26 protein-coding genes are annotated in these 25,534 nt (G+C 68.8%); 9 read left to right on the plus strand and 17 right to left on the minus strand.

What is annotated here, in order from left to right:
• Position 1: 1 nt before the first annotated feature.
• The 3 genes from ACGFH6_RS18105 to purS are packed head-to-tail and all read right to left on the minus strand — an operon-like array spanning position 2 to position 2,981.
• Positions 2–2,059 carry a hypothetical protein gene (locus ACGFH6_RS18105; protein WP_393384984.1) on the minus strand — a complete coding sequence of 686 codons (2,058 nt, stop codon included), beginning with the start codon at positions 2,057–2,059 and terminating at the stop codon, positions 2–4.
• On the minus strand, positions 2,059–2,730 hold the full coding sequence (purQ, locus tag ACGFH6_RS18110) for a phosphoribosylformylglycinamidine synthase subunit PurQ (RefSeq protein WP_393384986.1): 672 nt from the start codon (positions 2,728–2,730) through the stop codon (positions 2,059–2,061). The genes ACGFH6_RS18105 and purQ overlap by 1 nt, the downstream gene beginning before the upstream one ends.
• Complete coding sequence (purS, locus tag ACGFH6_RS18115) at positions 2,727–2,981, minus strand: phosphoribosylformylglycinamidine synthase subunit PurS (protein WP_131359615.1); 255 nt, start codon at positions 2,979–2,981, stop codon at positions 2,727–2,729. The genes purQ and purS overlap by 4 nt, the downstream gene beginning before the upstream one ends.
• Before the next feature lie 114 nt (positions 2,982–3,095).
• Between purS and ACGFH6_RS18120 the strand changes: the two genes are divergently transcribed.
• The 4 genes from ACGFH6_RS18120 (at position 3,096) to ACGFH6_RS18135 (ending at position 6,203) form a co-directional block, all read left to right on the plus strand.
• The gene (locus ACGFH6_RS18120; protein WP_393384988.1) at positions 3,096–3,617 is read left to right on the plus strand and encodes a PadR family transcriptional regulator; all 522 of its coding nucleotides are present in this window, start codon (positions 3,096–3,098) and stop codon (positions 3,615–3,617) included.
• Positions 3,614–4,291, plus strand: a complete 678-nt coding sequence (locus ACGFH6_RS18125; RefSeq protein WP_393384990.1) for an ABC transporter ATP-binding protein — start codon at positions 3,614–3,616, stop codon at positions 4,289–4,291. The genes ACGFH6_RS18120 and ACGFH6_RS18125 overlap by 4 nt, the downstream gene beginning before the upstream one ends.
• A complete protein-coding gene (locus tag ACGFH6_RS18130; RefSeq protein ID WP_393384992.1) occupies positions 4,288–5,616 on the plus strand; it encodes an FtsX-like permease family protein in 1,329 nt (442 codons plus the stop codon). The genes ACGFH6_RS18125 and ACGFH6_RS18130 overlap by 4 nt, the downstream gene beginning before the upstream one ends.
• Before the next feature lie 98 nt (positions 5,617–5,714).
• Positions 5,715–6,203: a hypothetical protein gene (locus ACGFH6_RS18135; protein ID WP_393384994.1), complete on the plus strand. Its 489-nt coding sequence runs from the start codon at positions 5,715–5,717 to the stop codon at positions 6,201–6,203.
• 96 nt (positions 6,204–6,299) lie between these two features.
• Here the strand turns inward: ACGFH6_RS18135 and ACGFH6_RS18140 are convergent, their stop codons facing one another.
• Both ACGFH6_RS18140 and ACGFH6_RS18145 read right to left on the minus strand, forming a co-directional pair.
• Positions 6,300–7,175: a phosphoribosylaminoimidazolesuccinocarboxamide synthase gene (locus ACGFH6_RS18140; RefSeq protein ID WP_393384995.1), complete on the minus strand. Its 876-nt coding sequence runs from the start codon at positions 7,173–7,175 to the stop codon at positions 6,300–6,302.
• Between the two features lie 32 nt (positions 7,176–7,207).
• On the minus strand, positions 7,208–8,281 hold the full coding sequence (locus tag ACGFH6_RS18145) for an FAD-dependent monooxygenase (RefSeq protein ID WP_393384997.1): 1,074 nt from the start codon (positions 8,279–8,281) through the stop codon (positions 7,208–7,210).
• A 51-nt stretch (positions 8,282–8,332) separates the two neighbouring features.
• Between ACGFH6_RS18145 and ACGFH6_RS18150 the strand changes: the two genes are divergently transcribed.
• A complete protein-coding gene (locus tag ACGFH6_RS18150) occupies positions 8,333–8,920 on the plus strand; it encodes a TetR/AcrR family transcriptional regulator (protein ID WP_393384998.1) in 588 nt (195 codons plus the stop codon).
• On the opposite strand, the gene ACGFH6_RS18155 is transcribed toward ACGFH6_RS18150, so the two are convergent.
• The 10 genes from ACGFH6_RS18155 to purD all read right to left on the minus strand — a co-directional run bounded on the left by ACGFH6_RS18155 (position 8,898) and on the right by purD (position 19,059).
• A complete protein-coding gene (locus ACGFH6_RS18155; protein ID WP_393385000.1) occupies positions 8,898–9,320 on the minus strand; it encodes a hypothetical protein in 423 nt (140 codons plus the stop codon). The two genes, ACGFH6_RS18150 and ACGFH6_RS18155, sit on opposite strands and share 23 nt — an antisense overlap.
• Before the next feature lie 922 nt (positions 9,321–10,242).
• The gene (locus ACGFH6_RS18160; protein ID WP_393385002.1) at positions 10,243–12,222 is read right to left on the minus strand and encodes an ArnT family glycosyltransferase; all 1,980 of its coding nucleotides are present in this window, start codon (positions 12,220–12,222) and stop codon (positions 10,243–10,245) included.
• Between the two features lies 1 nt (position 12,223).
• Positions 12,224–13,456 (minus strand): glycosyltransferase, encoded by a 1,233-nt coding sequence (locus ACGFH6_RS18165; RefSeq protein ID WP_393385004.1) that lies wholly within the window; start codon positions 13,454–13,456, stop codon positions 12,224–12,226.
• Between the two features lie 67 nt (positions 13,457–13,523).
• On the minus strand, positions 13,524–13,937 hold the full coding sequence (locus tag ACGFH6_RS18170) for a hypothetical protein (RefSeq protein WP_393385006.1): 414 nt from the start codon (positions 13,935–13,937) through the stop codon (positions 13,524–13,526).
• Position 13,938: 1 nt separating this feature from the next.
• Positions 13,939–14,295, minus strand: a complete 357-nt coding sequence (locus ACGFH6_RS18175) for a hypothetical protein (RefSeq protein WP_393385008.1) — start codon at positions 14,293–14,295, stop codon at positions 13,939–13,941.
• A gap of 3 nt (positions 14,296–14,298) precedes the next feature.
• On the minus strand, positions 14,299–15,735 hold the full coding sequence (gene purB / locus ACGFH6_RS18180; RefSeq protein WP_393385009.1) for an adenylosuccinate lyase: 1,437 nt from the start codon (positions 15,733–15,735) through the stop codon (positions 14,299–14,301).
• A 14-nt stretch (positions 15,736–15,749) separates the two neighbouring features.
• On the minus strand, positions 15,750–16,181 hold the full coding sequence (locus tag ACGFH6_RS18185; RefSeq protein WP_393385011.1) for a glutaredoxin domain-containing protein: 432 nt from the start codon (positions 16,179–16,181) through the stop codon (positions 15,750–15,752).
• A gap of 19 nt (positions 16,182–16,200) precedes the next feature.
• Positions 16,201–17,109, minus strand: a complete 909-nt coding sequence (locus ACGFH6_RS18190) for a hypothetical protein (protein WP_393385013.1) — start codon at positions 17,107–17,109, stop codon at positions 16,201–16,203.
• A complete protein-coding gene (locus ACGFH6_RS18195) occupies positions 17,106–17,705 on the minus strand; it encodes an RNA polymerase sigma factor (RefSeq protein WP_393385015.1) in 600 nt (199 codons plus the stop codon). The genes ACGFH6_RS18190 and ACGFH6_RS18195 overlap by 4 nt, the downstream gene beginning before the upstream one ends.
• Before the next feature lie 76 nt (positions 17,706–17,781).
• Positions 17,782–19,059, minus strand: a complete 1,278-nt coding sequence (gene purD, locus ACGFH6_RS18200) for a phosphoribosylamine--glycine ligase (RefSeq protein WP_393385017.1) — start codon at positions 19,057–19,059, stop codon at positions 17,782–17,784.
• Between the two features lie 77 nt (positions 19,060–19,136).
• Between purD and ACGFH6_RS18205 the strand changes: the two genes are divergently transcribed.
• From ACGFH6_RS18205 to ACGFH6_RS18215, 3 genes are read left to right on the plus strand one after another with little or no spacing between them, the layout of a single operon-like run.
• Positions 19,137–20,087, plus strand: coding sequence for a carbohydrate ABC transporter permease (locus ACGFH6_RS18205; RefSeq protein WP_393385019.1), 951 nt, complete (start codon positions 19,137–19,139; stop codon positions 20,085–20,087).
• On the plus strand, positions 20,084–20,935 hold the full coding sequence (locus ACGFH6_RS18210) for a carbohydrate ABC transporter permease (protein ID WP_393385021.1): 852 nt from the start codon (positions 20,084–20,086) through the stop codon (positions 20,933–20,935). Before ACGFH6_RS18205 ends, ACGFH6_RS18210 begins: the two co-directional genes overlap by 4 nt.
• Positions 20,936–20,955: 20 nt before the next feature.
• Positions 20,956–22,368: an ABC transporter substrate-binding protein gene (locus ACGFH6_RS18215; RefSeq protein ID WP_393385023.1), complete on the plus strand. Its 1,413-nt coding sequence runs from the start codon at positions 20,956–20,958 to the stop codon at positions 22,366–22,368.
• A gap of 313 nt (positions 22,369–22,681) precedes the next feature.
• On the opposite strand, the gene ACGFH6_RS18220 is transcribed toward ACGFH6_RS18215, so the two are convergent.
• Entirely contained in the window at positions 22,682–23,197 is a 516-nt protein-coding gene (locus ACGFH6_RS18220) for a hypothetical protein (RefSeq protein WP_393385024.1), read from the minus strand.
• Between the two features lie 307 nt (positions 23,198–23,504).
• On the opposite strand from ACGFH6_RS18220, the gene ACGFH6_RS18225 reads away from it, so the two are divergent.
• Positions 23,505–24,356, plus strand: a complete 852-nt coding sequence (locus tag ACGFH6_RS18225; RefSeq protein WP_393385026.1) for an SMP-30/gluconolactonase/LRE family protein — start codon at positions 23,505–23,507, stop codon at positions 24,354–24,356.
• Between the two features lie 6 nt (positions 24,357–24,362).
• Here ACGFH6_RS18225 and ACGFH6_RS18230 read toward each other — a convergent pair whose 3' ends face one another.
• Positions 24,363–25,004 (minus strand): hypothetical protein, encoded by a 642-nt coding sequence (locus ACGFH6_RS18230; protein ID WP_393385028.1) that lies wholly within the window; start codon positions 25,002–25,004, stop codon positions 24,363–24,365.
• Between the last annotated feature and the right edge of the window lie 530 nt (positions 25,005–25,534).

Consider the following 25,534-nt stretch of genomic DNA (forward strand, 5'->3'; position numbering starts at 1 on the left):
TTCAGGACTCCTGCACTAGGTGGGACTCAGGTGAAACGGTAGCGGGCTGCTCGAAGGCCACCAGGTGGGCCACCAGCAGTGGTACGGCGAAGCCGGCCATGATCGCGGGCAGTGCGACCCCGGCGTCGTTCAGCAGCATGCCGACCAGACCGCAGGCCGACAGGGCGAGCAGAGTCGGCCGGATCATCGGCAGACTCGAGTAGAAGGTCCGGTACGCCGGGAACGGCACCCGGTCCGGCAACACGGTGGCCAGCATGGCCAGCACCACACCGACGAGCATGGCCCAGCCGGCCGGCCCGGTGAAGAACTGCACCGCCATGTCCAGCTTGCGGATCAGTACGTCGCTCACGTCGCCGTCCAGCAACCGGGCCACGAACGTGCCGAAGTGACTCCGCTGGTCCGGGGGCCGCAGGTAGTCGAGGAACGCGACAGCCGACACCGCCAGTACGCCGGCAACACCCACACCGATCAGTGCACGCAGCGAGATGCTGCCGCGCCAGGTCAGCCAGGCCATCAGCAGCACAGCCGGTGTGAGAGCGATGATGCCGCCGAAGTCGGTCCCCCAGCCCGGTCTGCCGTCCACCACGATCGCAGCGCCGCCGATGGCGAGAACAGCGAGTGCGGCCTGCACTCTGCTCTTGTCGATCAGCTTCTGCGCGGCCCACCCGGCGGTGACGAGCGCAGCAACCGCCAGCGTCGCGAACGTCGAGTTGCCGAAGCCGTAGAACCGCCCGCCGATCACAGGCCCGTCGGTGAACATGCTGCCGAACTGCAGCGGCGTCCCCAGTACGCCGTCCACCAGCAGGATCAGGTACGCCGCCAGCGTGATCCCCAGGAACGCGTAGCGTTTCAGGACCAGTTGGGACAGCGCCGCGAGGATCGCGCTGATCCCCAGAACCACGCAGTACAAGGAGAATCCGGGCGCCGGCCAGCGCCACCACACCGTCGCGGTGGACAGGAAGACCGCGATGAAGAACCCGCCCTGGGTGAGCAGCGTGAAGACGAAAGTACGCCGGGAACGCGGGCTGCGGGTGAACCAGAACCAGGCGAGCGCGAGGAGCTCCGCGGCCAGGATCGTCATCGAGACCGCGACGAGCATCGGCCGTGGCTGCTCGAACCGCTGGTTGGTGTCCAGCCGGTTCTCGATGATCGCGTCCGCGTCGGTGTGCACGTCACCGGTGAAATGGATCTCGTTCCCGTCCAGCGGACCGGCCTTCTCCGCTCCGGCGGGATCCACCTCGGCGGCCGTTCGGCCCTTGAGGATCGTCGCGGTGATGTCAGTCAGCTGGATCAGACCGGGCCGACGGGTGCTGTCACTGGTCAGCCACCGCGGTCCGTTGTCCGGCGGGAGCTGCATGGCGACCAGGGGCTCCTGGTGCGAGTTGGCCAACTCCTGGCTGACACCGACGAGCAGAACCCACCCTCCGGCCGCCCGGGCGTCGGCGACGAGGTCCGCAACCTTCTTGCGGGCCTCGGCCCGCCCCTCCCGTAGCGGCAGCGCCCCGGCGTCGATGACCGCGTCACCGCACGCCGGGCTCGCCAACCGGGTCTGGTCGAGCTCTGGCTGCCAGTTCGTCACCGAGCCGTCAGTCCGCGCCAACGCGATCGCGGCGCCCGGACCGAACCCACAGATCGGGTAGCCGGTCTGACCGAGCCGGCCGATGGGCGCGCCGGTGTGGTGCTCGGCCTGCCGGACGACGTACGTCTGCCAGCCTGCGACCTTGCCGTCCGTGACCGCCGGCAGCTCACCGCAGGGCTCGTCGGCGACGCTCCCCCAGGCCCGAGTGCCGGCGCTGATCGTCAGCCAGCCGTCGACCGGACAGGTGTGCGGTCCGGCCGTCTTCACCGTGATCGAGCCGACGTTGGACTGGTTCACCAGCGCGGTCAGCTCCGGTGAGGCCTTCACGTCGTTCCAGGTCAGTCCCGGTACGCCGATCACCACGACCTTGGCCATCAGGCTCGCCGGCTGCGCGTTCGCCGTACCGGCGGCGACGATCAGGATCGCCGTGGTGAGGAAGAGAGTGCGGGCCAGCAGGCGCCACACTCCTGACGACTTCATCAGCTGGAGACGACGGCCTTCAGCACCGAGGTGAAGAAGCCCAGGCCGTCCGTGGTCGGGCCGGTCAGTGTCTCGACGCAGTGCTCCGGGTGCGGCATCAGGCCGACCACGTTGCCGCGCTCGTTGGTGATCCCGGCGATGTCGCGGTACGAGCCGTTCGGGTTCTCGGCCAGGTAGCGGGCGACGACCAGGCCCTCGCCCTCCAGCCGGTCCAGTGTGCTCTCGTCGGCGACGTACGAACCGTCCTGGTTCTTCAGCACGATGGTGATCTCGTGGTTGGCGTCGTAATCGCTGGTCCAGGCGGTGCGGTTGTTCTCGATCCGCAGCGGTTGGTCCTTGCAGATGAACTTGCGGTGGTGGTTCTTGATCAGCGCGCCGGGCAGCAGATGCGACTCACACAGCACCTGGAAGCCGTTGCAGATCCCCAGCACCGGCAAACCCTCGCGGGCCTTCTTGATGATGGTCTCCATCACCGGCGCGAACCGGGAGATGGCACCGGCGCGGAGGTAGTCGCCGTACGAGAAGCCGCCCGGCAGGACGACCGCGTCCACGCCGTGCAGGTCGGCGTCGCCGTGCCAGAGGGCGACCGGCTCGGCGCCGGCCACCGCGGCTGCGCGGCGGGCGTCCGCGTCGTCCAGCGAACCCGGGAAGGTGACGACCCCGATCTTCACTGCGCGTCGCCCTCGACGTGCAAGGTGTAGTCCTCGATCACCGGGTTGGCCAGCAGCGTGTCGGCGGCCTTGCGGATCTCGGCGACCCGCTCCTCGGTCGCCTCGCCGTCCAGGGTGATCTCGAACCGCTTGCCCTGCCGGACGTCGGCCACGCCGTCGAAGCCGAGCCGGCCGAACGCGCCGTGCACCGCCTTGCCCTGCGGGTCGAGGATCTCGGGCTTGAGCATGACGTCGACGACAACGCGAGCCACTGACTACTCCAGGTTTCGTTCCGGCGTGACGCCCTGAATCCTACCGACCGGGCGCCAGAACGCCGCATCGCGGACTATTCACTCAGTACATACACTCAGTGTATAGTCCTGGTCATGGCAACCGCCGAGCTCGTTCTGGGACTACTCTCCGCCGGTCCGGCGCACGGGTACGACGTGAAGCGCGGCCACGACTCCTGGTTCCCGGACAGCCGTCCGCTGGCATTCGGGCAGGTGTACACGACGCTCGGGCGGCTGGAGCGCGACGAGTTGGTCGAGGTGGTCGGCCGGGCGTCCGAAGGCGGTCCGGAGCGGACCGTCTACGCACTGACCGAGAAGGGCCGCGAGCACCTGGCCCGCTGGCTCGCCGAGCCGATCGAGCCCTCCCCCGGAGGCGTCGACGAGATGGTCCGCAAGGTGGTGGCGACCATCCGGACCGGCGAGGACGCGTCCGCCTACCTGGCCCGGCAGCGGGCGATCTATCTACACCGGATCCGCGAGCTCAAGTCCGCCGAAGCCGGGGGCGACTCGTCGTCCTGGCTGGTGCGTGACTACCTGGCACTGCACCTGGACGCAGACCTGCGCTGGCTGGACCGGGCGCTGGACCGGATCACCGAGCAGAAGGAGACCAGTCGATGACCGACGCCCTGGACATCCAGCGGGTGGAGTACGCCTACCGTCGTGATGTCGCCCTACGCGGCGTCTCGCTGCGGGTCGACCCCGGCGAGATCGTGGCGGTCACCGGGCCCAGCGGCTGCGGCAAGTCCACCCTGTTGCACTGTGCTGCCGGCATCCTCCGTCCGCAGGCGGGCACGGTGGAGTTGGCCGGCCGCAACCTCGCCGAGCTCTCCGAGGCCGAGCGGACGCGAGTACGCCGTACTCAGGTCGGCATCGTGCTCCAGTTCGGCCAGCTCGTGCCCGACCTGTCGTTGAAGGACAACGTCGCCCTGCCGCTGCTGCTGGAAGGGCATGATGCCGCGGCCGCGCGCCGGGCAGCGCTCGGCTGGCTGGAGCGGGTCGGTGTGGCAGCGGACAGCGAGGCCCTGCCGAGCGAACTGTCCGGCGGCCAGAACCAGCGTGCGGCCGTAGCGCGGGCGCTGGTGACCGGCCCGGCAGTTGTGTTCGCCGACGAACCGACCGGCAGTCTCGACAGCCGCGCCGGCGAGCAGATGATGGAACTGCTCGTCGCCTCCGCCCGCGACGGCGGCGCTGCGCTGGTGATCGTCACGCATGACAACCTGGTCGCCGCCTACGCCGATCGAGAGGTCCGGTTGCGGGACGGCGTCGTCCAGCACGAGGTGAGGCTGTCATGACCCTCACGACTCTGATCACCTTGGCCCGGCCGAAGTCGTCCACCGACCGGCGCCGATCCACACTGCTGGTCGCGGCCGTCGCCATGGCCGGAGTCTTCCTCCTGGCCGGCCAACGCATCGTGCGACTCGGCAGTGTCGACAGTGCGACGTACAGCAGCTATCTGACCGAGGACGGCCTACGCTCCGGCGTCGTGACAGCCGCCGTACTCCTGGCGGCTGCCGCTTGCGCCCTGGCGTTCCAATCGCTCCGACTCGGTACGGCGGCTCGCGACCGGCGACTGGCGGCACTGCGACTGGGCGGTGCGACGCCCGGTCAGGTGCGGCTGATCGGCGCGACCGAAGCCGGCCTCAGCGGTCTGCTCGGTGGTGTACTTGCCGGGCCGGTGTACTTGGCGTTGGCGGCTGTCCTGCAGTCTCTGCCGCAGGTGGGCCGCGTGCTTCCGGCGCCGGCTCTGGGTGACCTGGTGGCCTGGCCCGTTCTCGCTGTCGTGCTCGCGCTGGTGGCCGCGGGCGCCGGCGGTCTCCTCCGTCGGCAGCTCTCGACCGAACCGAAGAGTGAACCGGACCGAGCAGCCTGGCAAGGCAGGTACGTGACGATCGGCGCCGTCGGAACAGTTCTGGTCGTGCTGAGCCTGATGCCGATCAGCAGGATGCTGATCTTCGTCCAGGCCGCTGGCGTCCTCTTGGCGGCGTCCGGATTCGCGCCTGTCGCCGCTGCTGCGTACGGCCGACGGCTGGAGCGGTCGGGCGACCCGGTCAGAATGCTGGCCGGCGGCCGGCTGCTCCACACCGCGAGGGCCGTTGGGCGCATGCTGGCCCTCCTGGTTGTCTGCGGTGGGGTCGGCGGGGCGGTGCTGGCGATCGGCCGGGACTATCAGCTCAGTCAGCTCGACTCGACCGCGAATGACGACTTCGTCCTCACCGGCCTCGGCACCGTCGCGTTGCTGAGCCTGTTCGCGGCCTTGGCAGCCGGAGTGGCGATCCTGGCGGGAGCGGCCGATGACCTGCTCGACCAGCGAAGCCAGCTGGCCGCGCTCAACGTCTTCGGGCTGGGCGCAGCGCAGGTCCTGCGGTCTGTGCGGATCCAGTTGACCGGCCCGGCCGCGGTGGCCGTCGGTGCGGGCGTGCTGATCGGCGGTGGGCTCGCCTGCCGGCTCCAGGCCCGGTTCGACCCCGCCGCACAAACGTCCTCCCTGGTCGTCTTCGTCCTGGTCGCAGCCGGCGTGGCCGGCGTACTGGCCTGGCTGGTGGCGGCGCTGGCGAGCGGCGTACTGAGTGGTCAGGTGCGGGACGCGGTCGACCCCGCCAACCTGCGCACCACCTAGGGAGAGCCGGGATCCGGGGTTGAGGGGCCCCGGGTTCCTCCCTGAAGTGGTGCAGGCACCACTGCCCGGACTGTGGTCCGCCGCCTACGCTTCCATGCATGTGGGTGTGGCAGCTGGCGCTGGCGGTCGGATTCGGGATCGGGTCCGCCGTCATACCGGTGATGAACGCGGAGGCATATGTCCTCGGCGTCGGCGTCTCCGGTGCGCTGGACCCTGTGGTCGCCGCGATCGGGGTCTCGGTCGGCCAGACTCTCGGCAAGGTCGCGATGTTCCTCGCCGTCCGCTACCGCCCGGGGTACGCCGACCGGATGTCCAAGGAACCCAAGCCGGTGAACCTCGACACCCGCTGGGGGCGGTTCGTGCAGTGGAACCGCGACGTCAGCAAGCGGCTCCTCGACGCGATGAGCGACCGCCGCTGGGGCGTCCCGGTCACTCTGCTGAGCGCCTCGGTCGGCATCCCGCCGCTGTACGGCGTCGCGCTCATCGGCGGCGCCTCCCGGATGGGCGTCCTCACCTTCGCCCTCTCCACCCTGGCCGGCCGCGCCGCCCGCTTCATCACCCTGGCCTTGGGGGTCGGCCTCTTCTGAGTGCCGGACCGCCAGGCCATCACAATTGGCCTCCCGAGAGCGGCTCCCCCGTAAGCGCGGCCTGCGGCGCGCATTGTGATGGCGTGGCGGTTCGGGTCAGGCTGTGAACTTCCGGCCGGTCAGTTGCTCGTACGCCCCGATGTACGCCGAACGGGTGCGCTCGATCACCTCGTCGGACAGCGGGGGCGGGGCGTCGCCGGACGTGCGGTCCCAGCCGGACTCGAACTGCAGCCAGTCGCGGACGATCTGCTTGTCGTACGACGGTTGCTGCTTGCCCGGCGACCACTGGTCGGCCGGCCAGAAGCGGCTCGAGTCCGGGGTCAGCACCTCGTCGGCCAGCACGATCGTGCCGTCCGCCCGGGCACCGAACTCGAACTTCGTGTCGGCCAGGATGATCCCGCGCTCCTCCGCCATCGCATGCGCCCGCGTGTAGATGTCCAGCGTCAGGTCCCGCAGCGCCGCCGCCACGTCCGCGCCGACGGTCGCGACCACAGCGTCGTACGAGACGTTCTCGTCATGCTCGCCGAGCTCGGCCTTGGCCGCCGGGGTGAAGATCGGCTCGACCAGCCGCGAGCCCTCGACCAGCCCAGCCGGGAGCGGGATACCGCAGACCGCGCCGGTGGCGTTGTAGTCGAGCAGCCCGGTGCCGCTGAGGTAGCCGCGGGCGACGCACTCGACCGGGAACATGTCCAGCTTCTCGCACACCACCGCACGGCCCGCGACCTCGGCCGGTACGTCGGTGGACAGGATGTGGTTCGGTACGTCGAGCTGCTCGAACCACCACAGGCTCATCGCGGTGAGCACCTTGCCCTTGTCCGGGATCGGCGTCTCCAGGATCCAGTCGAACGCACTCATCCGGTCGCTCGCCACCATCAGCAGCTCGCCGGAATCCAGCTCGTACAGATCGCGGACCTTTCCGGAGTGGATGTGCTTCGCACCGGCGATCTCGGCTGCCTGAGGAGATGTGGTCACCCCAGGGATTCTTCCATCCGCCGGCTCTGGCCCTACTTCCGCCTCCGCAGCGACGCCACCTTGCCGCCGACGGTGAAGAGTCCGTCGCGGAGGGCGCGCACCAGCGGGTTCTCCAGTTGGCCGACTCGGCCGATGGCTCGCGATCGCTTGACCAGCTTGGTCGTCGCGGGGCGCCGCTCGGCGCCGTACCCGTTCAGGGCGGTGGCGAGCTCGGGGGTCTCGTGGAGGTGGCGGGCGAGGGCGCCGGCGTCCTCGATGGCTGAGCACGCACCGCGGCCGAGGTCCGGCGTCATCGCATGGGCGGCGTCGCCGAGCAGGACCACGCGACCATGGACGAACGGGACCAGCGGCAGCTGCAGGTCGTAGATGTCGCTGTGCAGCACGTCCGCGGTGCCGGCAAGGAGCTTCGGGATCGGGTCGTGCCAATCGCCGAACGCCTCGCTCACCGCCGCGTGATCGCCGCCGTGGCCGGCCGGCTGGTTCGCGGTCGCGTACCAGTAGATCCGCCCGTCGATCAGCCGCGCGAAACCGAACCGCCTCCCGCGTCCCCACGTCTCACCGCCGCCGTCGTCGACCTCGAGGTCGGCGATCCCCCGGTACGCCGTGTACCCGGAGTACCGCGGTCCCTCGTACTGCGGGTAGAGCGCGCCCCGGACGACACTGCGGATCCCGTCGGCCGCGACGACCAGGTCGGCCCGTAGCTCGTCGTTGATCGTCACGCCGGTCTCGTCCTGGCTGATCTTCGTGACCGTGTACCCGGTCCGGACCGTGACGGCCGGGCCGAACTCGGCCGTGATCAGCTCGTGCAACTGGGCGCGGTGGATCATCACCGGGATCTCGACGCCGAGGTCCGCCGCCGCCAGCACCCAGCGGCCGCTCGGCTTCCGCATCCCGGCCGGCTTGGAGACCACGGCCGCCTTCTCGACGCCCTTGACCCCGAGCTCCTCCAGAACGGCGACCGCCGACGGCCAGACGGAGATCCCGGCACCCACCTCGCCCAGCTCAGGCGCCCGTTCCAGCACCGAGACCTGCCATCCGCACCGTTGCAGTGCGACGGCCGCCGTGACCCCGCCGATTCCCGCTCCCACCACGATCGCCGTACTCATGGGCGATACTCTACACCTGTAGAGTGCGAGACGGAATGGGAGACTGCCGACGTGACGAAGCAGGTTCCGCTGGGCGCGGATCGCCGGGACGCCATCGCCGACGCCGCGATCCACCTCGTCGCGACCCGGGGCCTGCGCGGGCTGACTCACCGCGCGGTCGACGCGGAGGCCGGGCTGCCGCCGGGATCCACGTCGTACTACCTGCGCACCCGGAGCGCGCTGCTGACGGCCTGCGTGAACCGCATGGTCAGCCGGGACCTGGCGACACTGCCACCGGACGCCGACCACGGGCCGCTCGACATCCTGATCGGGTTGACGATCGGGCTGGCGCGAGACCGGCCGGACGACCTGGTCGCGCGCTACGAACTGTCACTGGAGGCGAGTCGTCAGCCCGAACTGCGGGCGGCGATCGACGAGGGCGGACGGCAGTTGCGGGTGGGCCTGGCGCAGCTGCTTGACATGCTGGGCATCCCGCAGCCGGACGAAGCCGCCTGGCCGGCGGCCGCGATGATGGACGGCCTGCTGTACGACCGGGTCGCCGGAGCCGGTGCCACACTGTCACAGCAGGACTTCGAGGCCGGCGTACGGCGGTCGATCGCCGCGCTGCTGGACGGGCTCAGAGGCGATCCGTCAGCGTGACGAAGGTGAAGTAGCCGACGCCGATGACCATCCCGACGTGGCCGAGCAGGGACAGACCGGCGCCGGAGCCCCAGGCGTCTGTTGCCGCGTCCTCCGAATGTTTGCCGCCACTCGGCAGCCAACGGGCCAGCAGCAACAATCCGACGATTGCCAGCAGCCACCATCCGACCAGGGCCAGGAGGGCGATCTCCTGCCGGCCGGTGACCAGGGCAACGATCCACACGAGCAGTGTCAGCACGCCGACGGTGGTGTGAAGTCGCAGCAGGACAGCGGAATACCCGTGGCGGCCGGCGCCATGGCCCGTGCCGTCCACCACCGTTCCACCGAGCCGGACGCGCGTCAGTAGTACGACGACCGCCCCGAGGGCGGTCAGGAACCAGGTGACGTTCGACCATTCCACGCCCCCATCCCTACCCCACCCACCCCCAAGCCGAACCGTCTGCGCGTGTCGTCACCTTCCGTCGCCGACAGTCCGCCCCATTTGGTTGCCTCTCTCACTGAGCGAAATCACGACGGTGCCCGACGAGCCGAGTGTCCGCTCGAGGCCCGCCGGGCTGCTCCCGTCAACCATCAACTCGTCTGCGTCTGACCACCGCTCCCTGTCCCCGGCTGAGTGCCGGTCCCAGGCTGCGAACCGGTCCCCGGTTGAGTGCCAGTCCCGGGCTGAGCGCCGGTCCCGGGCTGAGTGCCGGTCCCGGGCTGGGTGCCTTGGCCCTGCTGACCCGGGACTGTGCCCTGTCCCGGGAACTGTCGGCCACCACCGGGCCCGAACTGGTTCTGCTGTGTGGCCGTGCCGTCCCACGAGTGCCCAACCGCCATCCCACCAAGAAACGCGAGCACCGCAAGCAAAGACCCAGCCCCCGCCAACACCAGGTTGCCCGGCCGCCCCCCGCTCTTCCCCTCCCCCACACCCGCCACCCACGACGCCGTCGGCTGGGTCGGTGACGAAAAGGGCTGCGCCCCCAGAGCACCCGCCGCCGGCGGCGCACCTAGGTGTGACGCGCCGGCTCCGGATCCCAACGGCGCGGCGGGATCCGCCGAGCCCGCGCCTTGCGTCGGTGGCGCGGAGGGGTGCGCCGCCGCTTGCGGCGCGCTCGCGTAAGGCGAGCCGGTGCCGGGTCCCGCCACCGGTGGCGTGGACGGGTGCGCCGCCGCTTGCGGTTCGCTCGCGTACGGCGAGCCGGTGCCGGGTCCCGCCGGCGGGGCGGGGTGGGCTGGTGGTGGGGTGGGTGGGTTGGTGGCGGCTCGGGCTGTTTGCCATTGGTTCTCGGGATCGGCGCCCGCTGGGTAGGTGGGGTGCTGTGTCATCGTCGTGCTCCTGTTCAGGTTGTGAGGTCGTAGATGGTGGTGTTGCCGACGGTTTGGGCCTCGTAGTTCTCGGCTACCCAGGTGGCGATCTCGTTGGAGGTGCCGCCGCGGCCGCCGCCGAAGCCGCCACCACCGCTGCCGACGAAGTAGTGGATCTTGCCTTGGGCAACCAGATCCTGGAACTCCGCGAGGGACGGCGCCGGGTCGGTCCCGTTGAACCCACCGATCGCCATGATCGGCTCGCCCGACGCGATCTGCAGTGGTGCGGCGCCATTCGCCGTCACCGCGGCAGCCGCCCAGGTGTAGCCCTTGGCCCCTTGCTGCAACAGCGTCACCAGCTCACTCGAAACTCCACTGGTCCCACCGCCACCGAGGAATCCACCGGCACCACCCCGCACGGTCCCGGCAGCCCCGTTGCCGGTCTGGCCAGGCGGCGTACGCATCTGACGTCCGCCGCCGAAGCCACCACCAGGCCCACCGCCCATCCCACCGGAGCCCGACGGCCCAGCGGACGGAAGGGCACCGGCGTGCGCCGTGCTGATCGTCTCGACCGAGTACGCCGTAGGCCCGGCCAGCGCGCTCACCGCCAGCAGCACGGCCGCGAACATCCCGGCCCGCCGAGCCGCCATCTTGTGCAACTCCAACTCCGGCAGCAACAACACGGCACCAGCTCCGAGTACGCCGGTCAGCAGCACCACCCATCGCAGCCACGGATGCCAGGACGAGTTCTGGTTCAGCAGCGCAAAGCTCCACCCAGCGGTCAGCACGATCCCACCGACCAGTGTTGCCCGAGCCAACCACTCCGACCGTCGCCGCCAGAGCACGTCCATCGCCGCTCCGATCAACGCACCGATCGCCGGCGCCAGCGCGATCATGTAGTAGCTGTGGATGATCCCCTGCATGTAGCTGAACACCAGCCCGGTCACCACCAGCCAGCCACCCCAGATCAGAGCGAACGCCCGGGTCCGATCCGTCCGCGGAGCTTTGCCCGCAGCAACAACCAGCACGATCGTCGCGAGCAGAGCAGCCGGCAGCAACCAAGCGATCTGCGAACCGAACTCACCACCGAACAACCGCTGCAGTCCGGTAGCACCACCCCAGCCCGGATTGCCGACACCGCCGCCGACAGAGCCCGTCTCGTTCCCGCTCAACCGCCCGAGCCCGTTGTAGCCGAGCGTCAACTCGAGAATGCTGTTCGTCGAGGAGCCACCGATGTACGGCCGGGCCGATGCCGGCAGCAGTTCCACGATCGCGATCCACCATCCGGCACTCACGATCAGCGAGACCAGCGCCAGCACGCTGTGCACAACCCGCTTTCCGAGCGCGGGCTTGCCGGCGACCAGATACGCCAACCCCAACGCCGGCAGGACCAGGAACGCCTGCAGCATCTTGGTCAGGAAGCCGAAGCCGACCAATGCCCCGGCCAGCATCATCCACCGCGCCGCGTGCTTCTCGGAGTCGATCGCCCGCGTCACCGCCCACGCACCCGCACACAGCAGCAGGATCAGCAGCGCATCCGGGTTGTTGAAGCGGAACATCAGTACGGCGACCGGCGTCATCGCGAGGATCGCACCGGCCAGCAGCCCGGCGTTCGCGGAGAACCACCGCCGCACGGACACGTACACGAAGCCGACGCTCGCGACGCCCATCAGCGCCTGCGGGACCAGCATGCTCCAGGTGTTGAAGCCGAAGATCCGCCCGGACAGTCCCATCACCCACAGGGCGGCCGGGGTCTTGTCGACGGTGATGAAGCTCGACGCGTCGAACGCCCCGAAGAACCAGGCCTTCCAGCTGGTCGACCCGGCCTGTACAGCGGCCGCGTAGTACTCGTTGGCGTAGCCGTTCTTGGACAGTCCCCACAGGTACGCGATCGCGGTCAGCGCCAGCAGGCCGCCGTACAGGATCTTGTCCCGGCCGATCGTGTACTGGGTGGCGACCGACTGTGGTCCGGCGCGGCGTGGGGACGTCTCGACGGGATCAGTAATGGTGGCCATGTCAGTTGCTCCGGGTCTGGTCGAGAACCGCGGGGGGTTCGAAGGTGGGCAGGGTGGGTGCGTCGTCGTCGAAGACCCAGGCCTGGAAGAGGCTGAACCGGACCACGGTCGCGGCGAGGTTCGCGATGGTCAGGACGGTGATCTCCACCGCCTGATGCGGTGAAGCAACCGCGGTGTGCAGCAGCCAGAGGGACGACGCGGTCAGGCTCCAGCCGATCCCGAACGTGACGAGTCCGCGCAACTGATGTCGCCAACGGTTCTCCACGCCGGTGACCCCGAAGGTGATCCGCCGGTTCAGCGCGGTGTTGGCCACGGCCGTGATCAGCAGCGCCAGCAGGTTCGCCACCTGGGCCGGCATACCTTGCCGCAGTACGAGATAGAGCAGCGCGTATGCCGCTGTGCTCAGCACACCGATCGCGCAGAAGCGCAGTACCCGTGCGGCCAGCGCCGTCCGGGGATCGAGGATCCGCGGACGGCCATAGGCCCGGCGGACCGGATCGAGAGCGATCCGCCCGCGACCGAGGTCACGTGTCAGCCGGGCGATCCCGCGCAGGTCCTCGCCGACGGTCTTGGCGATCTCGACCCGCGAGTCCAGGTCGTCGATCCAGTCGACGGGTACTTCGTGGATCCGCAGGCCGGCCTTCTCGGCCAGCACGAGCAGCTCGGTGTCGAAGAACCAGCTGGTGTCCTGGATCAGCGGAAGCAGCTCGTGGGCGACGTCGGCGCGAATCGCCTTGAACCCGCACTGGGCGTCGGAGAACCGCGCACTCAAGGTTGCCCGCAGCAACAGGTTGTACGAGCGCGAGATGAACTCCCGATTCGGCCGCCGTACCACTCGGGAGCCGTTCGACAACCGGGTGCCGATGGCAATGTCACTGTGCCCCGCGAACAGTGGTGCGACCAACGGCAGCAGGGCGTTCAGGTTCGTGGACAGGTCGACGTCCATGTAGACGAGCACCTCGGCGGTGCTCTCGGACCAGACCTGCTTCAGCGCGCGGCCGCGACCGGACTGCTCGAGCCGGACGACCCGGACTCCGGGTAGCTCGGCGGCCAGCAGCGCGCCGATCTCATAGGTGGCGTCGGTACTTCCGCTGTCCGCGATGCAGACCTCGGCCGGGAACGGGAAGGCGGTGTCGAGGAACTCACGCAGTCGCCTGATGTTCGGGCCGAGGTCGTTCTCCTCATTCTTGGCGGGTACGACGATCTCGACCCTGGGGTGACCGGATATCTGCATGCCACCGATGCTGTCCGCCCAACCTTGGCCAACCCCTGCGCCCGGCTGGCAGTTCCCTGGGAGATCTTCAGCGGGTGCGGCGCAACCAGAGCAGGCCCAGCACCGGCAGCACGACCGGGACGAAGCCGTAGCCCTGGCCGAAGTGCGACCACACGGTTGCGTCCGGGAAGTCGTCGGGGGCGGCGTAGCTGAAGGCGCCGATGGCGAGAACACCGATCAGCTCGATCGCGATCGCGGCGGTCGCGACCCGGCGCGAGACCTTCGTCGCCTTGGCCAGCGCGAAGGTCGCGGCGCAGTAGATGATCGCGGCAACCGCCGACAACACGTAGGCGATCGGCGCCTCGGAGAACTGGGTCGCGATCTGTACGCCGGCCCGGGCGGTGGCGGACAGCGCGAAGACGCCGTACACCAGAATGAGGATCCGGCCAGGCCCATGCCTGGTCGCCTCGGGATCATGCTGGGTCTCGACGGGGTCGGTCATGTCAGGCGGTCCAGATCTCGTACAGGCGCAACTCGACCACGGGGATCACCAGGCAGGCGACGGCCAGCGCGCCGGCACCCCAGCGGCTGCTCTCCGCCAGCGCCCACAGCGCACCGATCGGCAGGATGATCAGCGAGCCGATCAGATAGCCGATGAAGAACGGGCTGGAGACATCGCGGGACGTCCCGGCCAGCTGCACGAGGCCGATGACCAGCTGGGCCAGCAGGCCGACCTCGATCACGCCGAGGACCGCCAGCAACGTCCAGTTGATCCGCTTGTTCAGCGCGGCCAGCACGATGGCGTACACCATCGCGGCCAGCGAGAGGCCCACCAGCACCCAGGTCAGCGGTTCGAACACGAGCTAGAGGATGTCACCTGGCGTGTAGGTGGCGGCGTCGGGGTAGCGCTTGGCGAGGTCGTCGATCTGTGCGACCACGGCGTCGACCTGCGCGACCGCTGCGCCGGTGAAGGACAGCGGCTCCCCGACGATGCCGACGATCTGGTCCTCGGTCAGGCCGAGACGGCCATCCTGGCCGAGCCGGCGGAACAGGTCGTTCGCCGCCAGGCCCTTGCGCAGGTCGAGCGCGGTGGCGACCGCGTGCTCCTTGATCACCTCGTGCGCGGTCTCCCGGCCGACGCCGTTCTTCACCGCGGCCATCAGCACCTTGGTCGTGGTCAGGAACGGCAGGTACCGCTCCAGCTCGCGGCTGACCACGGCCGGGTACACCCCGAACTCGTCCAGCACGGTCAGGAACGTCTCGAACAACCCGTCCAGCGCGAAGAACGCGTCCGGCAGGGCGACCCGGCGTACCACCGAGCAGAAGACGTCGCCCTCGTTCCACTGGTTGCCGGCCAGCTCGCCGGCCATCGAGGCGTACCCGCGGAGGATCACCGCCAGACCGTTCACCCGCTCACAGGACCGGGTGTTCATCTTGTGCGGCATCGCCGACGAGCCGACCTGGCCCTCCTTGAAGCCCTCGGTGACCAGCTCGTTCCCAGCCATCAGCCGGATCGTGGTCGCCAGGCTCGACGGCCCGGCGGCGAGCTGCACCAGCGCCGAGACGACCTCGTAGTCGAGGGACCGCGGGTAGATCTGGCCGACGCTGGTCAGCGTCCGGCTGAACCCGAGGTGCTGGGCGATGTCGCTCTCCAACTTGTCCAGCTTCGCCGGGTCGCCGCCGAACAGGTCCAGCATGTCCTGCGACGTACCAACCGGACCCTTGATGCCACGGAGCGGGTACCGCTCGATCAGCTCCTCGATCCGGGCGATCGCGACCAGCAGCTCGTCCGCGGCCGACGCGAACCGCTTGCCCAGCGTGGTCGCCTGAGCGGCCACGTTGTGCGAGCGACCGGTCAGCACCAGCGCCGCGTGGTCGGCCGCCTTCTGACCCAGCCGTACGGCGGTCGCCACCGCGCGGTCCCGGACGAGTTCGAGACCGGCCCGGATCTGCAGCTGCTCGACGTTCTCGGTCAGGTCCCGGCTCGTCATGCCCTTGTGGATGTGCTCGTGCCCGGCGAGAGCGCTGAACTCCTCGATCCGCGCCTTCACGTCGTGCCGGGTGACCCGCTCGCGGGCCGCGATCGACTCCAGGTCGACCTGCTCCAGCACCCGCTCGTAGTCCTCGATCACCCCGTCCGGCACCGCGACCCCGAGCTCCTTCTGAGCCTTCAGCACCGCCAGCCACAGCCGCCGCTCGAGCACGATCTTGTACTCCGGCGACCACAGCTGGGCCATCGACACACTGGCGTAGCGCGACGCGAGAACATTGGGAATCCGGGGCTTGCTGGGCTTCGACACCCGTCTATTGTCCGCTACTCGCCCACGGGTCCGGTACGCAGCCGCTCCCGCACCCACCGCGGCCCGGGATTCACCCGGCTGACGCCGTCCACCACCACGGTCGGTACGGTCTCGTTACCGTTCGCCACCGCCCGCACCACGGCAGCGGCGTCGGGATCCGCCCAGATGTTGACCCAGGACGCTCGACCGGCCACGCCGATCAGCGCCAGACGCAGCCGCAGGCAGTACTGGCATCCGGGTCGCCAGTAGACGACGGGTTTGGCTCGGGCAGCCGCCTCGGCGGTGCTCACGGATCGCGGGAACACCAGCGGCGAGAACAGGAACGCGAGAACGACGAAGATCGCCAGCTGCACGACGGCGTACCCACCGGACCCACGGGACGCAGACCACGCTGCGAGCGCGACCCCGATCAGCAGCGCGAACAGGGCGACCTTCCAGTTACGCACGCCTCCATCCTCGCAGGCGTCAGGGAAGCCAGTTCCACGTCTGGGCGCGGACACAGGTCTTGGGGTCCGGCATGCCGGCCGCGGGGTGCTCGGTGGAGAGGTTCAGCTCGCGGTCGGTGATCTTGAAGCCTGGCGGGTACGGCCGCAGGAAGTTCTCGCCGGTGGCGTCCACAACGCAGCGAGCGTCCCTGGCCTGGCGCTCACCCCTGGTCTTCGGGCCGGTGTAGATGAGCGCGCCTTTCGCGTCGTACGCGCGAACCATGTACTCCATCGGAGTGCTGTCGATGCCCTTCCCGGCGAAAGGCACGTCAGGCACGGACGCGTAGAAGAACCCGTGTTGCAGGTCCGCTTCGTAAGGACGTCCGTTCAGCGGGGTGATGGTGATGCGAGCCACACCCTCGGCGTACGCCCCGCCACCGGCGCCATGCATCTCTACCGGGTCCACCATCGGCTCACCCGGTTTGTAGGTTCCTCCGGTCGACCGCTTGCCGTTAGCGTCGTACCCGCAGAATTTCCAGTCACCGATCGCGTGCATGACCACGAACTGAGTGGCGACCGCGTCCGGCGGCGGGTTCAGGGCGCGGAACGCCGCGATCTGCTCCGCCGGCGGGCTGTAGGTCCTGTTCTCCGCGCACTCCCTGGTCAAGGCCGCCTGCTTCGGGCGGCCCATCGGCTCGAAGGCCGTGCGCACCCCCAGCGCCACGGGCGTGGGGTTTCCGGCCGGCCCATCCGACTTCCTGTCGCGGAGCGCCGGTACGGCGATCGCGGCGCCGGCGACCAGAACGATCGCTGCAGCCGCAGCCAACGGAACCAGCAGACGCCGTGGCCGGGCACCGGCGGACTCCCGCTCGACGATGGCCATCAACTCGGCGCGCTGGCGTTCCCGCGTCGCCGGGCGCAGATCCCCTTCGGGCGGCAGTGTGTTCATCGGTCGTCCTCCACAGCAGACGGAAGATTGAGTTCGCGCAGCCGCTTGCGAGCGCGGGAGAGGCGGGACTTCACCGTGCCGATCGGTACGTCGAGCGCGACCGCGGCCGCCGCCTGGTCCAGGCCGGCCCAGACACAGAGCTCGACGATCTCGCGCTCATGGCCGCGCAGGTGTTTCAGCGACTCGCGGGCCGCGCGGATCCGCCGGTCGTCGTCGAGCCGGCCGGCCACGTCGTCGGCGTGGTCGTCGATCTCGGTGGGCAACCGTTCGGCCGCGGCCAGAGCCTTGCGGTAGCGCAACTTCGAGCGCCATTCGTTGCGCATCGTGTAATCGGCGGTGCGGAGCAGCCAGGGCAGCGCGGAGTCGCGGTCGAGCACCACCTCGTGCCGCCGTCGCCACGCCTGCAGGAAGACCGCGGACGTGAGATCCTCGGCATCACTCCAGGACGCGGTCCGGCGGTGCAAGAAGTTGTAGACGGCCCGAGCATGCCGGTCGTACAGCTGCGCGAACGCCTCCGCGTCACCGTCCGCGGTCCGATCCCACAGCCGCCGCTCCGATCCCGCGGGCAGCACCACTCCGTCCCAGACCGCCTGCATGCCGCTCCCTCCGCCTCACGACCCTTGCACTGTGTCTGTGTCGGCCGGAGCGAGGAGGTTCCCGCGGAACGTCGGATCAGACGGTGATCTCGCCTCGAGCAGCTTTGAGAGCGATGTCGGTGCGGTGCTGGGAGCCCTTGATCCGGATCTGGCCGACGGCGGCGTACGCACGCCGGCGAGCCTCGTCCAGGTCCTCGCCGGCCGCGCTGACCGCGAGCACGCGGCCACCCGAGGTGACCAGGTCGTCACCGTCGAGCGCCGTACCCGCGTGGAAGACGTGGACGCCGTCGGCCTCGGCCTGGTCGACGCCGCTGATGACGTCGCCCCTGCGCGGGCTGGCCGGGTACTTCTTCGCGGCGACCACGACCGCCACGGCGGAACCGTTCTGCCAGGCCAGGGGCTCCTGATCGGCCAGCTTCCCGGTGGCGGCGGCGTACAGGACTCCACCCAGCGGGGTCTTCAGCAACGGCAGCAGCGCCTGCGTCTCCGGGTCGCCGAAGCGGCAGTTGAACTCGATCACCCGGACGCCGCGCGACGTCAGCGCCAGACCGGCGTACAGCAGTCCGGTGAACGGCGTACCGCGATGACGCAGCTCGTCGATCGTCGGCTGGAGCACCTTCTCGGTGATCTCCTCGACCAGCCGGTCCGGTGCCCAGGGCAACGGTGTGTAGGCGCCCATGCCGCCGGTGTTCGGGCCTTCGTCGTTGTCGCCGAGGCGCTTGAAGTCCTGCGCCGGCTGCAGCGGCAGCACCGTCGTACCGTCGGTGATCGCGAACAGCGACACCTCCGGGCCGTCGAGGTACTCCTCGATCAGCACCTGCTCGCAACCCGCCGCGTGCGCGACCGCCTCGTCGCGGTCGGACGTCACCACGACACCCTTGCCCGCGGCCAGCCCGTCGTCCTTCACGACGTACGGCGGCCCGAACGCGTCGATCGCCGTCGCGGCCTGCTCGGGCGTCGTACAGACGTAGGCCCGGCCGGTCGGCACGCTCGCCGTGGCCATCACGTCCTTGGCGAACGCCTTCGACCCCTCGATCCGGGCGGCGTCCTTGGACGGCCCGAAGACCGCGATACCCGCGTCGCGGAGCGGATCGGCCAGCCCGGCGACCAGCGGCGCCTCCGGCCCGACCACGACCAGATCGGCGCCCATCTCCTTCGCGAGCGCGACGACCGCATCGTGGTCGGAGATGTCCACCGAACGGCAAACAATCGTTTGCCCGTCGTACGCCGGACGCAACACGGCGATGCCAGGGTTGCCCGGGGCCGCGACGACCTCGTCGACCTCAGCGTCCTGGGCCAGCGCCCAGACCAGTGCATGTTCGCGGCCACCCGAGCCGACCACCAAGACCTTCACGGGCCCTCAGCCTAGCGTGCCCGGGTCCGGACGGCCCCCGGGCGGTGTAAGACTGCGCCTTGACTGGAGGTAAGCGATTGACTACACGTACGGTATTGGCCGCAAGAAGCCGCCCGACCACCACGGTGTCGGCCACGGCGCGCCGCCGCCCCACACCTACGTCCCTGCTGTCCTGGCTGATGCTCGTGCCCTGCCTGGTGGTGTTCGCACTCTTCATCGTCTGGCCGCTCGGCAAGTCCGTCTCGCTGTCCCTGCACGGCTCGGACCTGTTCGGCCGACCGGATGCGTTCGTCGGACTGCAGCACTACCGCGACATGCTCGGCTCCGCTGAGTTCCGGCACATCCTCTGGGTGACCTTCGCGTTCGTGCTGCTGACTGTGATCCCCGGCGTCCTCGGCGGCCTGGCGATCGTGCTGCTGCTCGAGCAGCACATCAAGGGGATCCGGATCTTCCGGACCGCGTTCGCGCTGCCGTTCGCGTTCTCGGTCGCGAGCGCGTCCGTCATCTTCGCCACCATCTACAACCCGGCGATCGGACTCGCGAACGGCCTGCTCGGCCGATTCGGCGTGGACCGGATCGGCTGGCTGACCGATCCGTCCTGGGCGCTGATCAGCGTCGCGATCACCACGGTCTGGATGAGCATCGGCTACAACGTGCTGGTCCTGTCCGCGGGCATCGGCGCGATCCCGGCCGAGATCAACGAGGCCGCGACGCTGGACGGCGCCGGCGGCTGGCGGGCGTCGTGGCACATCACCATCCCGCTGCTCGGTCCACAACTGTTCTTCCTGGTCGTGATCTCGACGATCCAGTCACTGCAGGGCTTCGGCCAGATCAAGATCCTGACGCCGGAAGGCGGCCCGGAGCAGTCGACCAAGACGCTCGTCTACTCGATCTACCACACCGCCTTCGCCAACAACGCGAGCGACTTCGGCGCCGCGTCCGCGCAGGCGATCGTGCTGCTGGTGATCCTGCTCGTCTGCACGGCGGTCCAGTTCGGCGTACTGGAGAGGCGGGTGCACTACAAGTGAGGCGACTCACCGCCGGACGGCTGATCACGTACGCCGTCCTGATCCTCGCGGCCCTCGCGGTCATCTTCCCGGTGTATTACGTGATCGCGGGCTCGATCATGTCGCCCGGGCAGATCTCGTCGTACCCGCCGGACCTGTTCCCGCACGGGATCTTCACCGGCAACTACCAGGGCGCGTCGTCGTCCGGGACCCCGATCGGGCCGCAGTACCTGAACTCGATCCTGCAGACGTCGGTCATCACCGTGTCGCAGCTGATCACCAGTGTGCTGGCGGCGTACGCGTTCGCCTTCATGAAGATGTGGGGACGCTCGGTGCTGTTCGGGTTGTTCCTGGCCACGCTGATGGTGCCGTGGGAATCGATCGTGCTGCCGAACTACCTGACCATCACGGGCTGGGAGCTCGGTGGTCAACGGCTCACCGCGACGTACGCGGGGACGATGATCGCGCTGGTGCTGCCGTTCCTGGCGAACGCGTTCGGGGTGTTCCTGCTGCGGCAGTCCTTCCTGCAGTTCCCCACCGAGCTGCGGGACGCGGCCACCATCGACGGCTGCGGGCACTGGCGGTTCCTGCGCCGGATCCTGCTGCCGCTGAACAAGCCGGCCCTGACCGCGGTCGGGCTGTACGTGTTCCTGTCCGCGTGGAACCAGTTCTTCTGGCCGCTGCTGATCGGCGACTCGGCCTCCCGCCGTACCTTGCAGATCGGCATCAGCCAGCTCAACGACGTCGAGGCGGCCGACCCCGGCCTGATCCTGGCCGGCGTCACCCTGTCCATCGTGCCCACCCTGGCCATCGTGATCTTCGGCCAGCGATTCATCGTCCGCGGACTGACCGCGGGCGCCATCCGATGATCCCTCGAGAGGTGACTGTGATGCGATCAGTCCGACAACGACGTACGGCGATCGGCGCTTCACTGCTCGCCGTGCTCGCCCTGGTGGCGGCCGGCTGCGGCAGCAGCAGCAACGACTCCGGCGACTCCGGCAGCGGGGGCCAGGACGTGCCCGGCGCGGACGCGCTGGACAAGGCGTCCGGCGTCACCAAGATCACCTTCTGGCACGGCATGAAGGGCGCCAACGGCGAGGCCGTCGACAAGATGGTGAAGGCCTTCAACGCCGCCCACACCGGCAAGATCGAGGTCACCGCGGTCTACCAGGGTGACTACGACGAGACGATCACGAAGTACAAGACGTCGGTGCAGCAGGGCAACACGCCTTCCGTCGTACAGATCTACGACATCGGCTCGCGGTTCATGATCGACTCCAAGCAGACCGTGCCGGTGCAGAGCTTCGCCGACAAGGACGGCTACACGCTGGACTCGATCGAGCCGAACATCGCCAACTACTACTCGATCGACGGCAAGCTGAACTCGATGCCGTTCAACACGTCGATGCCGCTGCTGTACATCAACAAAGAGGCCTTCGTGAAGGCCGGCCTCGACCCGAACAAGCCGCCGGCGAACCTCGACGAGATCATGGCGGACGCGAAGAAGCTGACGATCAAGCAGGGCGGCAAGACGGTCCAGTACGGCTTCAACGCCGCGATCTACGGCTGGTTCATCGAGCAGTTGATCGCCCAGTCCGGGTCGACGTACTGCGACAACGACAACGGCCGCAAGGACCTGGCCACCCAGGTGAACTTCGCCGGCGAGCAGGGCGTCAAGGTCGCCACCTGGTACCAGCAGATGGTCAAGCAGGGCCTGATGCCGAACACCGGCAAGAAGACCGACGACGCGCAGGCCGTGTTCAAGTCCGGTACGTCGGCGATGCACCTGGAGTCGACCGGATCGCTGCGCGGCTACCTGGACGCGGCGAAGGGCAAGTTCACCGTGCTCACCGCGCCGTTCCCGCACCTGACCGCCTCCGACAGCGGCGGCCCGATCATCGGTGGCGCGTCGCTGTGGATCGACGGCCCGGGTCACTCCGACGCCGAGAAGCGCGCCTCGTGGGAGTTCGTGAAGTTCGCCTCCTCGCCGGAGCAGCAGGCCGCGTGGCACACCGGCACCGGCTACTTCCCGATCAACTCCAAGGCCCTGGACCTCCCGGAGGACAAGGCGTGGGTGGCGCAGTACCCGCAGTTCACCACCGCGATCACCCAACTCCACAACACCAAGCCGACCAACGCGTCGTCCGGCTGCATCCTCGGCGTCATGCCCCAAGCCCGCAAGGCCTCCGAAGACGGCCTCGAAAAGGCAGTCCTCGGCACCGACCCGGCCCAGGCCATGAAAGCCGCCGCCGACTCCATCAAGCCCCAGATCGACCAGTACAACAAAACCGTCAAGAAGTAGGTCAGCTCACCAGCCGCCCGGTTTCCCGGGCGGCTGGTGTGGCCCCACGCGTCCGCTACGCGCGCTCCTGCCGTCGCGTGCTCGCGACCGCTCCCACCCGCCCATTCCTTGCCTTGCGCGTGCTCCTGCGTCGCCCGCTTGCGACTGCACTGTGGATCCGCCGTCATGTGAACCCTCAGTAGACCCGTGGACCGGCGTACTGCACCGGCACAGGTGATCACCAGCACAGCCGCTGGTCGCTTCCCCTGACTTGAGATCACGACCGCGAGTTCTCGCCCGCTGGACAGGACTGAGGCGCTCGGGGGAGGCAGTGTCAGGTTCGCCGGGCGGACCAGCCTGCCGCTGCGACGAACGCCGCCACCAGCCAGACTGCGACGGCAACTGTCGGTGCCCCGGTCCAGTCGACGTGACTGACAACGCCGGACAACAGAGCATCCGAGTCTGGCTTCATCATCATGATCACGACCGTGACCACGGGTCCCAGGCAACTGCAGACCACTGCGACGATCGTTGCCGGAAACACCAGGCAGGCCAATGTCAGCAAGAGATAGACCACGAACAGAAGGGTTCCCGCGCCACCCATCGGCGAGCGTGGGCCGTCCACACCATGTTGTAGCTCGATCATACTGATGGCGGTATAGATCCTGGTGGGGTTCTTGCCGTTGTTGTCCCAGGTCGTCAGCCACGGCGTCGCCAGCATGACCAGCAGAGCAAGCGAAGCGGCAAATCCCATCAGCCTGAAGTCCCGCCGCTTCCCCTCGTCCCCACTGCCGCCGGGTAACGGCTCCTGCTGGATCCCAACGGAGTCGCGGTCTTCGGCCTCGCCCATGAATGCTCCATCCCAGAACGGTTGTCCAAGGCATCTTTTCAGATCTGAGCTGGCGAACGTGCCCGCCCTGGCCTGGTCTGAAGGATCCTGAAACCAGACGTGGCGATCGCCGAGTTGGAGAAATTGCAGCAGGAGGACGCAGAGCCGAGCGTCACCAGCCGCGCTGGCATGGGCGCACGCACTCAGCTCGGCGGATCGCAGGAGCGGCCACGCGTACTGCCGCTCAGCGGACAGGAACGACAAGTATCCAATGGGCTGTCGATCTGGTTGTCGTCCGTTCGTATAGGGGTAAACGGAAGGAGTGGTGATGTCCGAGGTGCTGATGAGTGGGCTGGTGATCGGGGAGTCGGCGCGGTGGCATGACGGGCGGTTGTGGTGCTCCAACTGGGGCGCTCAGGAGGTGCTGGCCGTCGACGCATCGGGTGAGAGCGAGGTGATGGCTCGGGTTCCCACCACGCTCCCGTTCTCGATCGACTGGCTGCCGGATGGGCGGTTGTTGGTGACGTCAGGCCCGGAGGGTTTGGTGCTGCGACAGGAGCCATCTGGAGACCTGGTCGTGTATGCGGACCTCTCGGCGTACGGCGGGTTGAACGAGATCGTGGTCGACGGGCGCGGCAACATCTACGTCAACGGCGGCTGCGACTTCCACCCTGGCGAGGGTGAGCGCCCAGGCTTCATCCTGCTGGTCACCCCCGACGGCGCCGTACGACGCGTGGCCGACGAACTGGCCTTCCCCAACGGCATGGTGATCACGCCGGACAACTCGACCCTCGTCATCGCCGAGTCCTTCGCCCAGACGCTGACGGCGTACGACGTCTCACCCGACGGCGCACTGTCGAACCGGCGGATCTGGGCACCGCACACCGGCGACGGAATGGTGATGGACGCCGACGGCGCCATCTGGACCCCCGGCTGGGCAGACAACGGCCCCGCCTGCCTCCGCATCGCCGAGGGCGGCGAGATCCTCGAGACCGTCACACTCGAGCACGCCGGCTTCGCCTGCACCCTCGGCGGCCCGGACGGCCGCACCCTCTACATGCTCTCCGCGGACTGGCACATGCAGGAGTCCTTCGAGTCCAACCTCGACCGCCTACTCTCCAACCGCACCGGCCGCATCCTCACCCACCCCGCACCCCGCCCACCCGCCGGCTGGCCGTAACTCGGGTCAGTAGTGCCAGTAGTACCGAGCGTCGGCGTTCCAGGCGACGGGAACGGTGGTGCGGTTGGTGAAGGCCATGCCTTTGCCTCGGGCGATCTCCAGTGTGCGGGAGAGCTGGAGGGAGTAGGTGTGGTTGTTGTCGTCCCACCACTGCTCGAACTGGGTGATGCAGGTCTGGCCGGTGAAGTACGGGTTGGAGCAGGGGTGCGGCGGGAGCCACTTCTGCAGGTGGCGGAAGTTGACCGTCGTGGAGCCGTTCGGGGACTTGATCGTGCCGGACGCGTCCAGGCAGTAGCCGGTGGTGGGGATGGTCCACTTCACGTAGTGCTGGCGGCCGCCGGCCGACGGGATCGGCTGCAGGTTGTTGCAGTCGGCGTCGCCGATCTTCTCAGAGGTGACACGCTGGATCTGGGTGAGCGGGCGGCCGGCGCCGTCGTTGTAGCCGTCGAGGAGGACCCACTCGCCGTCGTGGATGAAGTGCTCGGCGGACTTCGGCGGCCAGGTCTTCGGGTCGCCCCACGAGATGTCCGACTCGGTAGTGCTCAACGGCGTCCACGCCCACTGACCCGCCGCCGCCTGACCGGCCCAGTACTGCCCAGCCGACTTCTCGAACATCAGCGAGTACTGCCCGTAGTTCTCAGCCGTCATGCTCGCATCGGAACTCCGCGGGTGTACGACGGACCCGGCGGCCACGAGGACAGCGACGGCGGTCACAACAGCGAGTTTCTTCAGCACAGAGTGCGAGTTTAGCCCTGAATCCGTGGACACCAGTTGGTTGCTCCGGGCATCGGTAGCGCGGTCCCTGCCCGCTGGCGGACCACGTTGGCCGTTGTGACGCCACGCCCGGACGTGCACCGGGTTCGGGGAGACTCCCGACCTCGATCCGGACTGTTCGGCTCCCCAGATCAGGATGTTGATCTCCCAGAACCAGTTTGGGGAGGCCGCCGGCACCCCCGTGAACCAGCCGGAGGAGTGCCGTCGCACCCACCCCGGCCAGCGGCAGGTGCCGTGCCGGGGAGCCCGGCGCCTGCTGATCCGGGAGGCCCGCGTCCGATGAGCCGCTGGCGGGTTATGTCATCGCTGGTCCCAAACAAGTGCGCTATCGGCGACAGAACCTGCCAGTGGGAGCGCGTCACTTCCGGTTTGCTCGGTATGTCGGCAAGTCCGGCTGGCGGCTG

Source organism: Kribbella sp. NPDC049227, from assembly GCF_043197265.1.
In the GTDB taxonomy this organism is placed as follows: domain Bacteria; phylum Actinomycetota; class Actinomycetes; order Propionibacteriales; family Kribbellaceae; genus Kribbella.

Coding starts and splice junctions, on each gene's coding strand:
- ACGFH6_RS18105 (WP_393384984.1), bottom strand. CDS start 2,059: ATGAAGTCGTCAGGAGTGTGGCGCCTGCTGGCCCGCACTCTCTTCCTC.
- ACGFH6_RS18120 (WP_393384988.1), top strand. CDS start 3,096: ATGGCAACCGCCGAGCTCGTTCTGGGACTACTCTCCGCCGGTCCGGCG.
- ACGFH6_RS18125 (WP_393384990.1), top strand. CDS start 3,614: ATGACCGACGCCCTGGACATCCAGCGGGTGGAGTACGCCTACCGTCGT.
- ACGFH6_RS18130 (WP_393384992.1), top strand. CDS start 4,288: ATGACCCTCACGACTCTGATCACCTTGGCCCGGCCGAAGTCGTCCACC.
- ACGFH6_RS18135 (WP_393384994.1), top strand. CDS start 5,715: ATGTGGGTGTGGCAGCTGGCGCTGGCGGTCGGATTCGGGATCGGGTCC.
- ACGFH6_RS18145 (WP_393384997.1), bottom strand. CDS start 8,281: ATGAGTACGGCGATCGTGGTGGGAGCGGGAATCGGCGGGGTCACGGCG.
- ACGFH6_RS18160 (WP_393385002.1), bottom strand. CDS start 12,222: ATGGCCACCATTACTGATCCCGTCGAGACGTCCCCACGCCGCGCCGGA.
- ACGFH6_RS18165 (WP_393385004.1), bottom strand. CDS start 13,456: ATGCAGATATCCGGTCACCCCAGGGTCGAGATCGTCGTACCCGCCAAG.
- ACGFH6_RS18170 (WP_393385006.1), bottom strand. CDS start 13,937: ATGACCGACCCCGTCGAGACCCAGCATGATCCCGAGGCGACCAGGCAT.
- ACGFH6_RS18190 (WP_393385013.1), bottom strand. CDS start 17,109: ATGAACACACTGCCGCCCGAAGGGGATCTGCGCCCGGCGACGCGGGAA.
- ACGFH6_RS18195 (WP_393385015.1), bottom strand. CDS start 17,705: ATGCAGGCGGTCTGGGACGGAGTGGTGCTGCCCGCGGGATCGGAGCGG.
- ACGFH6_RS18215 (WP_393385023.1), top strand. CDS start 20,956: ATGCGATCAGTCCGACAACGACGTACGGCGATCGGCGCTTCACTGCTC.
- ACGFH6_RS18220 (WP_393385024.1), bottom strand. CDS start 23,197: ATGGGCGAGGCCGAAGACCGCGACTCCGTTGGGATCCAGCAGGAGCCG.
- ACGFH6_RS18225 (WP_393385026.1), top strand. CDS start 23,505: ATGTCCGAGGTGCTGATGAGTGGGCTGGTGATCGGGGAGTCGGCGCGG.
- ACGFH6_RS18230 (WP_393385028.1), bottom strand. CDS start 25,004: ATGACGGCTGAGAACTACGGGCAGTACTCGCTGATGTTCGAGAAGTCG.